Below are 12,303 nucleotides of genomic sequence, written 5' to 3'. Positions count from 1 at the left end.
GAAAATGTTAGGCGATCGACGCAGATTAATTCAATTAATAATTTGAACAATCCTAGGCGAAGATTTGATGAAATGATCGAGCAAGGATGGGGAGGCAACATTCCAGGCGGCTCCCCTGCTCCTACCCCGTCACCTTCTCCCTCTCCCTCTCCCTCTTCATCTTTACTCCCTCCTGGGAATCTTTCACCAGATCAAATAGATGCTGCGATGCAAACAACTAATTGCACGTCTGTTAGCATTACCCTTGTGAATTTTTGGGGGGCTGGCGGTGGCGAAGGCCCTTCGGAATCTTATTCCGGCGATAGAGAAGGAGTCGTGTTTAGATCCAGACCAGTATTGGATCCTGATACTGGCCTGCGGACAAATCAATTTATTACAAGTTGGGATTCGGAGTATGTTTTCACGGTTTGGGCTGATGAAATTTATTCCAGCCTGTCTGACTGGTTTCAGAATTTCTACGATTACGGCCTCGGCACGAACTGGGATTATTTTGATGTAGATCCTGTCACAAGAACCAGGTGTTTCTCTCCCTCACTCCCTCCTCCCCCATCGCCTTCCCTTGGTGGCAATGCTTCTCCCCCCCCCCCAGGAAAAAATATGTGCGGATGCGATTGTAATACGATAGCAACGATTGTTGAAGACAAAATAGCTGGTCGCGACAAGTTGATCAAAGACCACATTGACCAACGAACGATCGAAGAATTGAAGGCTGTCAACAAAATGCTGCAAGGGATGAAGATCGACTTGAATTTGCAGCCAATCATCGATCGCCTAAACCAAGTGGAGGCGAACTTATGGAACGGGGCAGGAGGATAGGAAGTGGCAACCCCCATAACTTTTCAACCTCAAACAATCACCATTGACGCCAGCGCGCCAACAACAACGGCTGTACCGCGACAGGGATTAAATCTCGGGCCTACAACGGGAGGAAAACTTTCCGCCCCCATTCGCCCGCCAGCGGCCTATACCCCTCAGGTACAGGTAGTTAAAAATGTTCCGGCAAACCTCAAAAGCGCGGCTCCAGTTGTTACTCAAAAAGCTGCCGTTGGCATAGGAATCAAAGGACTTGGCGTGGGTCTGGGCGTCGCCGGGGCAGTTGCCCAGGATCTAATTTTCCCGGAACCAGCAGGGTTCGGCTCTGATATGGTTGGCGGGCGACCGATCCAGCAAGTGCGATCGCAAATTTCAGATCCGAGAGATAGTGGGGCATTCCGCCCAGCGACAGCCCAATCGCCACAGCGGCAACCACAAAGACAAGTACAATCGCCAGTCGGCCGCCCCGATCCATTTGCGCCGATTTTTGAATTTGAGCCGATAGCACAACCACAACAAGCGCCAACGCAACCAGCCTCGCGCCCACAAATCAAAACGCCACAGGTAGCGGAAAAGCCCAGACCGGCATTGGACATAAATTTAAACCCTGGAACTGGAACAATAACCCTCGCTCCGGTAAGCCCCAAAGGTAAGCCTTTGAACAGTCCTTCCTTACTTGATGAAGTGACCCAAGGCGGAGTTAATTTGTTGACTCCGATAGTTGATTTTTTGAAAAAACTTGACTTAGACATTCAGCAGTTAAAACAAGGATTTCAATTAGATTTTTCGCCTTTACTTCAAGGGATTTCCGATTTAATAAATCCCCTTTTTGAAATGATTGCAGCAATTCCGCAGACGTTTGATGCTGAAATCGTGCGACCGATAATGGAGGGAATAGTTGAACTTTTGACTCCGATCGCAAGTCTAACTGCAACTGGCGTAGAAATCGCTGCGACAAATCCACGAACTACCAGCGAAACAGTTGCCGAGATGGTTGCGCCGATAGCTGTAGGCATAGCGCTGATCGGAGTCGCTTTAGACGGGCTGGGAAAGGCCATTAGCGGCCTTTCCCTGAAAACCGTAACCCAAGTCCCCCAGGGCATGGGCGTGGCTGCACAAATCCCGTTGGGCATGAATCTTGCTGCTCAAATCCCTGTGGGAATGGCAACTGCTGCACAAATTCCAATAGGAATGGCCTCGGCGGCTCAAATCCCTGTGGGAATGGCAATAGTAGCGGAGTTGCCACAAACTATCACAGCAACGGCGGATTTAACAGAAGTAGATGTGGCGCTAGCTACTTTGCAAAAAACGCTTCAGAAGACTCAAGAAGACTTAGACAAATGTTGTCGAGATATCTCGGATAAACTGAAACGCAAGAAGCGCGAAGATGACGATAGATTCCCAGAATTTAAAAACAACGGGTTTATTGAATGCGATGGCGCTACCATTCCCTACGATTACGCCGGCGAGGGGCTGAAAGGTCTGAACAAGCAATTAGACGTAATCCTGGGCATGAATAAAATGCTCATCAAAAAAGTATGCGATATTGATGTGCCTGCATTCACGTTCCCTGACATTTTTGGGAGCGGAACTTATGTGTGTGACGAGACTTTCGGTACTTACAATTATTCTGGCGTCGGCTTGTTAGGGATACAAAGTCAGATTGACAGAGTGCTGGATTTCAACAAAAAGATATTAAATCAGGTTTGCGACATCGAAATAGAATTCCCGCTAATCCAGGGCGGGGGAACTTATGTGTGTGACGAAACCTTCGGCACTTACAATTACTCTGGCGTCGGATTACTGGGGCTGCAAAGTCAAATCGACAGGGTATTAGATTTCAATAAAAAAATCTTGGATGAGGTCTGCGATATTGATGTACCTGCATTCACCTTCCCCGATATTTTCGGAGGTGGGACTTATGCCTGTGGCAGCGACGTATTCGATAACAGCTATTCCGGGGCCGGGTTCCTCGGATTGAGCAGCCAAATAGACAAGCTAACGGCAATCAGCACAAAAATCCTCGGTGAAGTTTGTGAGCCGGACACGAGAATTTCCGGGGATATTAACTTTCTGGATTGCGAAGGTGGCACTCAAATTTTGCTTTATAACGGTGATGGGATTGCCGGCTTGTCGAGCCAAATTTCAGCGTTTACCGAGCTGCAAAAATTGTCTTACGCCAAAGCCTGCGAGCCTCCGACTTGCTACCCAGTCCAGCCCGGGGATGAATTCGCAGAGTTTGACGTACCGAGGCAATTGGTGCTCACTTGGGGGCAAAATTATCCCAAGCAAACCGGCAGTTTGTGGCACACTCAAATCCCGAATCCCCGCGAGGATTTGGAATGGTGCCGCGATTTCGACAACTTGATTTACACAAAGGGGAATGTCTACGGCCGACTACTTTGGGGCTCTTCCAAAATCAAATCTGGTGTGCGTGCCGAGACAGAGGAAGAGGCGGAAAGGATTCTAGATTTGATAGATGGTTTGTCTGTTTCCGAAGGTAAGCTGCGGATAACAAAAGGCGGCGCGGTCAAACTAAATCCGGCAGTTCGATCGGTGCGCTGTGTTCGCGCTGCGATCGCACAGCTCGGCACGAATGGGGTTGCTGAGACAGTAAAATGCTTCGTTCCGCCGATCGAGGGGTGCTAATTGGACAAGGGAAAGTGTCCCAAAAATGGGACGTTTTTTGCTTACTGTTGAGCCATGATCATTTTTGCTTTTCCTTGTTCCGGTTTTTGATGGTGGCTGGAAGGTTTCGATTTCTAATCAGCAAGCTCTCAATTAATTCTTTCAACTCCTCAAAAAGAACAACATATAAGGAATCATTATTGTTTGAAACGTCCTGCGAAATTTTTTCAAACAATAATGATTCCTTATCTATTTGCCCTTGCACTCGGAGTCGTCGCCGTCTGGCCGACACCAGACGATGATCTAATAGATAAACATTGCAATGAGGCTTCCACCAGTCGCCGTGCATGGAAAATAAGCCATCTTCCATGCACAATCCTGACGGCATCTTTTTAAGATGTGGCAGCTTCTCTACCAGTTGTTTTTTCACGATTGGTGGCAATTCCTGGCGATATCCTCGCACCGGTGTTGCTACCAATCGATATCTATTTGAGAGGTGCCGGCTAACAGTCGATTGACTAATCCCCCGGCTGTCAGCGATCGCCTCCTGACTGCCACCATAGAACCGAAAATCCGAATTGCAATAGATAAACCGATCGCCCTTTCCCAGTACCCGCGCCGGATAGTCGCAGGTGTGCAGGTCGATCGGTTTAATTATTTGCGTCGGAGTGTGCTCAGGATCTAAACCCTGAGCTTTTATTTGCTCGACCTCTTCCAGCCTCTGACGGTGGAGAGATGCTCGTTGCAAATTCTGGGCTTCCACTTCTGTAGCGAGTATGTGGATGTTAGCCAAATCATCAATATTTATGGCGGCGATCGGGCCGAGTTTCTCTATCCCGGTGAGAGCGATCGCTTTTTCCAAGCTTGCATAGCACACTGTGACCCATTTCCCCGACTGCGAATAGTCACGAATCAATCCCGATCTTTTCGCGGCGCACAGTAACTTCCTGATATGTCCCTGGCTGCGATCCAAAATTTTACTCGCCGCTGCCAGCGAAAATTTCCCGATTCCCGATCCTTTGGATTTTCCGCCGTGGCTCCAACGCGAAATATCGAAGCGACGCGCGAGCAGCCAGACGCTTAGTTTGCGGCCAAAATGCGGGAATAATCGTGCCGGGAAGCGCACCAAATCTAGCTCCTTGTCGCTGACATACTCGCTATGCCAGTTTTCACAAAGTTCGATCAGCCATTCCGGCGCTGGTAGGGGTGGATGTTGCAGCGGATTTTTGAGCCAAATGTAAGGTTTGTTTGTGGTTGGGTGGACGCTCGGTGGCAAAACGCTCTGAGTTCCCAGCCAACGAAATTCTAAGCATTCTTCCTTGCCGTCGTCACCCGCAATTCCAGTGCCGATTCTCAGATTGCGTAAGCGGCACCAGTCTTTTTCTGGTACTGAGAATAGGCACTGCTTTCGGCTTTGGCGGCCGCTTGTCCATGCGGTTGTTCGTGGGAAATCTGTGAGGCTGTTTTCACCGGCTAGTTTGACTAGGAGTTTGGCGGCTGATTCGCCGTCAATGTCTACTGCCAGCAATCCGTTTCCCAGCTTCAAGCCAATACCAGTAGCTTTGCCGGTTTGCAGTTCGGTGAGAATTTCTAGGCGATCGTACAGATGGGAATTCCAGCCTTTTTGATAAGGGCGCTTACCGATAACTGGTACGAGCTGCCAAGGTTCAGGGAGTGCTAGTAGTGCGGGCAAATAACTTTGGAGCATTTCCTACGATTCCACTATGAGGCTTTTTAGTGGATAATGTTCGGCTATTTGCTCCCCTCCTTCACTCTGGAGCCAAACTACCCAAATTAAGGGCATCCCACCTACCGACATTTCAAATCCTGTAATCCTTCCCTTTATCTCTGGGTGAAATTGCTTTGTCACAAGTTGTCCTATTCTTAACTCTTGAAAATCTCTTAATTCTTGAAGCGAATTTTTTAACCTTTGTAAATTGTTCGCCGAAATAGCATCTGCTTCTTTTTTCGTAAGCTTTCCTTTTGGTTGCCGATATTCTTTTTTATCGATAGTTGCGTGAATCTTTTTCTCTCGATCGGAAATGGCAGTCAGAAGTGCTTGCGGAAATGATTCAATAGTCGCGTCTAGCGCGGTGTCTACAGCCTCGTTTAGTGCCGCTACGCTTGCATTCCATTTAGACCAGTCGTCATAGTCGGTTTCTCTTTGGGGCTCTACAATGTCTACAGTGTCCGTATCTGTGTCTACATTCAGAGCCTCTGTGCTGTCTACGCTTGCGTCTACAATGTTTACATCCAAGGTATTTTCTAGTAAGAAGTCGGTTGTTTCAGCGGACGCCAGGGGAGAGATCGTGGAAGCTGCACTCTCTATTAGAAGCTCGGCGAATTCTTCAGGCTCCAGGGGAGAGATCGTGGAAGCTGCATTCTCTATTAGAAGCTCGGCGAATTCTTCGGCTTCTGATATGATATTGATTTGCTGGTGAGGTATATTCACGATGGCCTCAATTGCTGTTTCTGCCTCTTCTAGTCTGATTTGTAAGCTTTCATTCGCTAGGGTTATTTTCAATATTTCTTGTTGAAAGAATTGCTGTCTTGAGTGTTGAACGGCTAGCCCTAGTTCTCTTTTAGTGGCTCTCAATTCTTTTTCAGTTTCTACTAACTGTGAGTCAAAACAAATAAGCCGCTCCTCCAATGGTGTGACTTCTTGTTCTCTAACTTTGATGTATCTGTTCTGTGCCTCCGCTACCCTTATTAGTAGGTTGTCTCTGTCGGCTTCTAATTTTGCCAATTGTTCCCGCAATCGCCGATTATCCTCTGTTAATGCGTCTGTATTATTGTTGACAGGTGTGGACAGAAACTCGAAGTGCAGTACCCAAACTAATTTGTCTTGTCCCTCGAAGAATGTGTCGATAAATCCTTGTGCTGTCGCAACCATACCCCCTTCTTCTTGCAAGTCAGTTGCCGACATTTCCGATAAATACTGTTGGTATGGGCGCTGAGTGAGTCTGATAAACCCTAGTTCGTGTCCGCCACGATGACGGCCTTTATTTAAGGCTGGGATGGCAATACTTTTGTCAAAATATCGAATGAAGTTTTTTGCATAATCATCTTGCCACGCGCGCCGAGTTTGCGTTTTCTTGCCGGAAGTCAACTCGTTTATTGTCAAGGCAAAGCTTATTCCCATGGCCTTGGGCTTGGACGCTTGGGGAAATAATTGATTCAGACTGGCTATCAAATCAGCAGCGAATTCCTTACCTTCATCCTCTGGGAGTTCGATCGCCTGCGCGAGTGCTAGTGTCTTCAATCGTGCCGGATTTGTAAGGCTTTCGAGTAAATCGCCCGCGAATTTATCTTCCCATTCCCTCATGAATTCAGTTGGGCTTTGTTCGTGGGAGTGAGGTTTTAGAGCTAAGCCCTGTGGCCATGTATCGCTGTATATTGTGTCTTCTTGCGGGAAATAATAATATCTGTTTTTCCCGGCTTCCCACACCAATTCCGATTCCCAGTTAGCCTCTTCTTGTTCGCGTCGAATCAACTCCATCTCTGCATAGGCGATAGTAAATAGCTCATCTTCCCCGTCCACTGTGACAAGTGCTTGGCATTCATCTTTCCATTTGTGAATAATTCCTTTTTTGCCTTCTAGCCCCTTGGCAAAAATCAACACTCTATCGCCCTTGCTGGCAGTGATTTCGTTCAGTGGAGTGGTAGGCTTTTCCGCTTTCGTTAGTATTCTCAGGTCACTGGCGCCAAGTGGTTTTGGGTAGACTCCTCCGCTGTAAAGTGCGACGTGAATCTTGCCTAATTTGTCTACTTTTTTGACTAATCCTCTGCCGCTTTTTACGTCTTTTATCTCGACTGGTACGCCCTTCGTAAAACCTAAGCTTTGAATTGCGGCTTTGTAATCCTGACTGCGCTTACCGGATATCTCAAATACTGCTATTTCTAAATGTTTTTTAGTAGCCTTTTTACCTTCCGCTGCCGCTAAATTTTTTGCATATTCGATCGCTTTAAGTTTATTGCCGATATCTGGAATTTCTTTTAGGGGGCGAAGGCAAGCGCTGGGGATATTTAAGGTGATCGGTTCGTCGTATTGTTTGGCAATTTCAGCCTCTAATCGTGCTACTACTTTCGCGTCCTCAATCAATCTGTAAGCACTGGAACTTGACTTGCCAAATTCAGTTTTGCAGTAACTTTCAAAGGTTCTGTACCCGAGGGCTTTGTAGGCTTTTCGATCTCTTGCTTCTATGAGCATTGAACCCAGGCTGTCAAAGTTACCCTTGATATCCTGCGTGATTGAATCTGCCTCTGCTCTCCCCATTTCGGTGATGAGTGCTGGTCGATCGACTGTTGCAACTGTCATGCTGAACGCTCCTGTTTTATTTGATCAATAATTCATCTTTTTGGATAATTGAAGGATATTTTTTGGATACCCAGTCGCTTGATATCCAGCTCCATGAACGTATTATTTTATTCCCCGCTATTTCCCATCTAACGAATAGTGATTTCTCACGAATTTCCTCTAAAACACCTATTCTTTTGATTCTTCCGATCAGCATTGACACTGTGTCGCCGACGGCGAATTTAGTTTTGTTCGTTTTCATGAATCCTCAAACAGTCGGTCTTGGTGAGTAAGGAAGCGATCGCACTTTCTACAACAGCGCGATCGCGGAGAAAAAATGTAGTTTCAATTCACATCGGTTGCTTGTTTCCCTACGCTTCAAGTTCAAAGTCATCTTGCAGAATGTCCCCGGCTAATTCGGCCAGTGCCGACGGGGAAAGGGCTTTCAATAATTCCATTGCTTCCGCGACAGGTGTCGCAAATTCGCCGTGACGCGGCTTGATTTCTATCAATTGCGCGGAGGTTTGGTCGATGCGGTGATAGGCGGCTAAGCCCACTGCCATTCTTTCGTTCCAGGCGAGCTTTTCTAGCGTGAGAAAAAGTAAGCCGAGAGTGGTTCTATCTCGCACAAGGATCTTGACCAATTCGTCGTCTATGTCGTAGGTGCTTTTGAAAGTGTCTAGTGGGTTGACTTGACTCATTTGATTTCCCATACGTCTCCGAAATTTGTTACTTTTCCTGCTGCCTGTAACTCGCGTAGACGGCACATGGTTGAACCTGTGGAATAGAATCCGGGCATCTTGAGAGAGATTTTGTAGGCTGTTTTAGGGCCGTCTTTGAGGATTTCTAAGATGTCGTTTCTTCTGGTTTCGTTGATTGCTATGTGGCTGGCAATAGTTCGGCCTGTGTTCATGGGTTTACTTGCTTGATGGGTGAGGGAAAGGCGATCGCACGTCCTGCCGCGCGATCGCCGGCGAATGATAGGAAGGAAGTTTATAGGCAGTCCAGGTATTAGGTCATAGGCATCACCTCTGCTTTTGTGGAATCCCTGCGACCGCTTCCCGGTGGTGGCGGTGTGTCGGGGGTGTTCGTCGCTAATCGCCCACTGAAATCAGGGCTACTGATACCGCAATGGCACGTGACCCGATCGATAAAGTCCGCATTTTCACGGAATTCCTTTCTAAAAGGCAGAGTTTGTCTACGTGAAAAGACGTAGGTTAACTTGTTTGTGCTGTGGAGTTGCCGGAACCGACCGCTTCTTGTCGCTCATGCTCATCAGGTCTTACAGAGCTAGTTGCCAAAGACGGTTTGCTTGCTGGAAACTCTTATATTTGTAGTAAGCAGGCCGTAGACGCTAATCACCAGCCTGCTTACTTTTTGTGGTCGAACACCAGCCTCAAAAAACTTGTTCTCTCAAACTTGCTTTTAAAAGCTAGTTCTTATATACTATGGTAAGTCAACTAAAAAATCAAGCAAATCTTCTAACACCTGTGTGGATTCGCAAAAGAGCCAACAAAACTCAAAGGCAAATAGCCGTCGAGTTAGGTATTACTGAGTCTGTTATCAGTAAATGGGAGCGAGGTATTACCGTGCCTAGTCCCTCTCTGACTGATATTCCTAGGTATTGCCAGGCATATGATTGCACTCTTGAAGAGCTGATTGAGGCGTTCAGTAATATAAGTCGCAAACCCGCCTAACGGAACCTTGAAAATTAAATAGTTAAGCCTCCCCAGGTAGTTTCTGGGGAGGCTTGATCACAGTCTATTGTTTTGTCTAGCACCGTTGTCTAGTGCGACCGAAACGAGTTCAGGAATGTCTGCGTGTTCTGATTGTAAGGACTCACAACCCCCATCATGTACAGGCGATCTCTCACCATCACCTTTCGGAACGTCATCTTGAGCGGTTTAGACCTGTGTTGCAAGTTAACCTCTATTCCTGGGTTTCCGTTTAGACCAAAGTGTCTTTGTGAAACGATCGAAAACTGTTCCCCAAAGGTAGTTCCTGAATTCCATTGCTTGCTGACAACTTCCGTCATAAGAGCCTGTTTGCGATCGGGGCTAATGAATTCGGAGTTTTCAATTGTCTTGTACCCAAAAGTGTAAAATTCGTCTTTTTGCTCGATCGAGTACATCACGCCGTCAGCATCTGTCACTTGCTTAACTTTGTGTGGTGGCACTATTATCGAAAACCGCCCATTTTGGTCATGGAAATCGTTCCATCCCTGCTGCCCAGGCTCGAAAGTGGATCTGAAAGACTGTCGGGGTTGCTGGTATATCTGAACCAGTCGAGGCGCTGTCCCTGTGGTGGTTGGCACAAGATACTGCGTCCGACTTCCCGCCAAGTGATTCTCTAGATTCCGCGCCATCCGGCTGAGTTGTTCCGGTCGCCCGATGAAGTAGCCCAACGCTACCCATCCCGCCACCCCTAGCCATTTGCGCCATTCGATTCGTCGCTTGAAGTTCATATTAAAACCCAGGTATTAGTTTCTGGATTTTATAGCGATTTCAGCCACCAGCGGAACCGCGCAACCACGCAAATAACGCAGGTTTACGAAAAAATGTCCCATTTTTGGGACATTTCTCGTGAACCTTTCTCAATCAAGGTTTCGCTCTCTCGGTGGCGGTGATGATTTTTACTGCGGCCGTGGCGAAAATAATCAGGCGTCTCCTCGATGCTGAAATAGCAAAAGCTCTGTTTTTCAAGCTCTTGCTCCAGTTTTTTAGCCTTGTCTGAAAAGAATAATTCATACAAAAATGTCCCAAAAATGGGACATTTTTGATAACCAAGCTTATTGACAATTAGATACTGAGGCTCGCTACACGCCTCTCCAGACTTGCGGGTGACACCGCAAGATTAACGCTCTAACCAAGCACACGGGCGATCGCTCTGGGTAGATCCGGCGATCGCCCTTCCTTTCCCAGCTACTGACAATCATACCCTATGCCTAAAATCAAGCTCAAAAAATACGAGCAGGCTCTTGCTCTCCTCCCAGGATGCAAGGGCTTGGATCGGATCCATCAATCCTTTATGCCAATCTCAAGACTCTCGGTTATCGGTGGAGTGGTAGCGATCGTAAGTGGTTGCTGAAGTGATGCCATGGCAGACCTACCCAACCACCCCCGCTTCTTCGACGACGACAGCGAATACCTCGATCTGGGTTCCGGCGAGCCCGCCGCCAAGCGATACCTGCGGTTGATTTGTTCTGCTGATTATCGATCGAACCCCTTAAATTGCGTTCGGGGCGATCGGCGGACTTCTGAAGATTTGTCGCTGCCACCTAATTTGCTCACGGAAGGGAGGAGATTGACTCCAGCGCTCAAGCTCAAGATTCGGGGAGCTTTGGCTGTTTGCCCTTTACATTCTACTTTCCGGATTCGCGTTTATCAGCTATTTCGCCTAGTCCAGTTTTTCGGCTGGCGGTACAACTACAAATCAAATTGTTGGGAGGCACAAGAATTATGAAGCTCAAAGTTAGTATCCCAGTAGTCAAGGAAGTTTCAAACTCATCCTCATGGGAGAAGTATAGAACGGATGGAACGTTGGAAATTGAATTTGACGGTGAAATTGACGAGCGACAGGTCAACGCCTTGCTCCGGAGGCTAGATGCTCAATTTTTGTTGATCGAAGACAGCCAAGCGATCGGTGAAAACATTGGCAAACTAGAAAGAAATCTAGCTGATACTAAAGATCGGCTAAAGATAGCTCGCGCCCAACTTGATCGGCTCGCTCAATTCCTTGAAGGTTGCGGAGTGAATCCCCGAAGTAATGTTTTGCAATTCGATGAAAGGCTGAAATTGCGATCGGCGGGAACGGGGGAATCTGGCAACACTGAAAATGACAACGAGGAATGTGACGAACCTATAGAGGAGGATGACTGATTTTGATCCTATTCCTTTTTAACGCAGTGGCGCATACATGAGCCAGTCCGAAGCAACGAGTAAATCCCCCTATCTATTCAGCCATGAACACTGAAAATAACGATCATCAATCCACTGTTACCGACATCCTGGAATCCCGTTTCGGAAAATCATTAGAGGGTGCGAGTTTGGAAGATAAGCTGTCATTACTGGAAGCTACCGCTTGCTCGTTGAGGGTTGATATGACTTTCGCGTCAGCACTTGAAATTGTTTGTTCAATGGACGACTCAACCCTCGAATCCGTCTCTCTACTTGACATGGATGATTCGGTTGATTTCGAGAATGTCAATGAAGGGTTGCATATTATGGCGCTGCTGACCGAGGGTATTGCCGAAGATTATTCAGTTTTAGCCGCTAAAGAAAGATTAGCCGATTAAAAGATTAAAATGCCCCTGCGCTGATATCAACAGCCAGGGGCCGACCACCTTAGTTTTTGCGGGCAAGATGATATGTCTATAATAACAACACACCGACACATTGATCCGAAAACTTTCCGAGATTTGACAAAGTGGTCACTTTACAAGATTGCCAGAGAAACTGATATTCCCCTTCAAAGCTTGTACTGCTATCTGAAAGACGAATCCGACCCCAAGTACAGGGAGCCAAAACCCTACATAAAGAGGCTCCTAGGGGAGATTTATTCTCACC

The 12,303-nt window shown here is 47.2% G+C and carries 12 protein-coding genes; 6 read left to right on the top strand and 6 right to left on the bottom strand.

Annotated elements, in window-relative coordinates:
* Both JGK20_RS19260 and JGK20_RS19255 read left to right on the top strand, forming a co-directional pair.
* On the top strand, nt 1-816 hold an 816-nt coding region (locus tag JGK20_RS19260), incomplete at its 5' end, for a hypothetical protein (RefSeq protein ID WP_293231781.1).
* A gap of 3 nt (nt 817-819) precedes the next feature.
* Entirely contained in the window at nt 820-3,462 is a 2,643-nt protein-coding gene (locus JGK20_RS19255) for a hypothetical protein (protein ID WP_293231779.1), read from the top strand.
* Between the two features lie 58 nt (nt 3,463-3,520).
* On the opposite strand, the gene JGK20_RS19250 is transcribed toward JGK20_RS19255, so the two are convergent.
* The 4 genes from JGK20_RS19250 to JGK20_RS19235 all read right to left on the bottom strand — a co-directional run bounded on the left by JGK20_RS19250 (nt 3,521) and on the right by JGK20_RS19235 (nt 8,651).
* Nucleotides 3,521-5,149, bottom strand: a complete 1,629-nt coding sequence (locus JGK20_RS19250; RefSeq protein WP_293231777.1) for a bifunctional DNA primase/polymerase — start codon at nt 5,147-5,149, stop codon at nt 3,521-3,523.
* A 3-nt stretch (nt 5,150-5,152) separates the two neighbouring features.
* On the bottom strand, nt 5,153-7,543 hold the full coding sequence (locus tag JGK20_RS19245) for a hypothetical protein (protein WP_293231775.1): 2,391 nt from the start codon (nt 7,541-7,543) through the stop codon (nt 5,153-5,155).
* Between the two features lie 566 nt (nt 7,544-8,109).
* Nucleotides 8,110-8,439 carry a hypothetical protein gene (locus tag JGK20_RS19240; protein ID WP_293218706.1) on the bottom strand — a complete coding sequence of 110 codons (330 nt, stop codon included), beginning with the start codon at nt 8,437-8,439 and terminating at the stop codon, nt 8,110-8,112.
* Nucleotides 8,436-8,651 (bottom strand): hypothetical protein, encoded by a 216-nt coding sequence (locus JGK20_RS19235; protein ID WP_293231773.1) that lies wholly within the window; start codon nt 8,649-8,651, stop codon nt 8,436-8,438. Before JGK20_RS19235 ends, JGK20_RS19240 begins: the two co-directional genes overlap by 4 nt.
* Before the next feature lie 535 nt (nt 8,652-9,186).
* On the opposite strand from JGK20_RS19235, the gene JGK20_RS34605 reads away from it, so the two are divergent.
* Nucleotides 9,187-9,435: a helix-turn-helix transcriptional regulator gene (locus JGK20_RS34605; RefSeq protein WP_366026233.1), complete on the top strand. Its 249-nt coding sequence runs from the start codon at nt 9,187-9,189 to the stop codon at nt 9,433-9,435.
* An 89-nt stretch (nt 9,436-9,524) separates the two neighbouring features.
* Here JGK20_RS34605 and JGK20_RS19230 read toward each other — a convergent pair whose 3' ends face one another.
* Together JGK20_RS19230 and JGK20_RS19225 are read right to left on the bottom strand one after the other, a co-directional pair.
* Entirely contained in the window at nt 9,525-10,202 is a 678-nt protein-coding gene (locus tag JGK20_RS19230; RefSeq protein WP_293231771.1) for a hypothetical protein, read from the bottom strand.
* 83 nt (nt 10,203-10,285) lie between these two features.
* On the bottom strand, nt 10,286-10,489 hold the full coding sequence (locus JGK20_RS19225; protein WP_293231769.1) for a hypothetical protein: 204 nt from the start codon (nt 10,487-10,489) through the stop codon (nt 10,286-10,288).
* Between the two features lie 345 nt (nt 10,490-10,834).
* Here JGK20_RS19225 and JGK20_RS19220 point away from each other — a divergent pair, with 345 nt between their 5' ends.
* The 3 genes from JGK20_RS19220 (at nt 10,835) to JGK20_RS19210 (ending at nt 12,032) form a co-directional block, all read left to right on the top strand.
* On the top strand, nt 10,835-11,200 hold the full coding sequence (locus JGK20_RS19220; protein WP_293179465.1) for a hypothetical protein: 366 nt from the start codon (nt 10,835-10,837) through the stop codon (nt 11,198-11,200).
* Nucleotides 11,197-11,616 carry a hypothetical protein gene (locus JGK20_RS19215; RefSeq protein ID WP_293179468.1) on the top strand — a complete coding sequence of 140 codons (420 nt, stop codon included), beginning with the start codon at nt 11,197-11,199 and terminating at the stop codon, nt 11,614-11,616. Before JGK20_RS19220 ends, JGK20_RS19215 begins: the two co-directional genes overlap by 4 nt.
* Nucleotides 11,617-11,699: 83 nt before the next feature.
* On the top strand, nt 11,700-12,032 hold the full coding sequence (locus JGK20_RS19210; RefSeq protein WP_293231767.1) for a hypothetical protein: 333 nt from the start codon (nt 11,700-11,702) through the stop codon (nt 12,030-12,032).
* Nucleotides 12,033-12,303: the final 271 nt, after the last annotated feature.

Source organism: Microcoleus sp. PH2017_05_CCC_O_A, assembly GCF_020738785.1.
Taxonomy (GTDB): domain Bacteria; phylum Cyanobacteriota; class Cyanobacteriia; order Cyanobacteriales; family Microcoleaceae; genus Microcoleus.
This window is presented reverse-complemented; position numbering and strand designations above follow the sequence as displayed.

Excerpts from the sequence above, each read along its gene's own strand:
- JGK20_RS19240 (WP_293218706.1), bottom strand. The coding sequence starts at position 8,439 with ATGAGTCAAGTCAACCCACTAGACACTTTCAAAAGCACCTACGACATA.
- JGK20_RS19230 (WP_293231771.1), bottom strand. The coding sequence starts at position 10,202 with ATGAACTTCAAGCGACGAATCGAATGGCGCAAATGGCTAGGGGTGGCG.
- JGK20_RS34605 (WP_366026233.1), top strand. The coding sequence starts at position 9,187 with ATGGTAAGTCAACTAAAAAATCAAGCAAATCTTCTAACACCTGTGTGG.
- JGK20_RS19250 (WP_293231777.1), bottom strand. The coding sequence starts at position 5,149 with ATGCTCCAAAGTTATTTGCCCGCACTACTAGCACTCCCTGAACCTTGG.
- JGK20_RS19210 (WP_293231767.1), top strand. The coding sequence starts at position 11,700 with ATGAACACTGAAAATAACGATCATCAATCCACTGTTACCGACATCCTG.
- JGK20_RS19215 (WP_293179468.1), top strand. The coding sequence starts at position 11,197 with ATGAAGCTCAAAGTTAGTATCCCAGTAGTCAAGGAAGTTTCAAACTCA.
- JGK20_RS19220 (WP_293179465.1), top strand. The coding sequence starts at position 10,835 with ATGGCAGACCTACCCAACCACCCCCGCTTCTTCGACGACGACAGCGAA.
- JGK20_RS19235 (WP_293231773.1), bottom strand. The coding sequence starts at position 8,651 with ATGAACACAGGCCGAACTATTGCCAGCCACATAGCAATCAACGAAACC.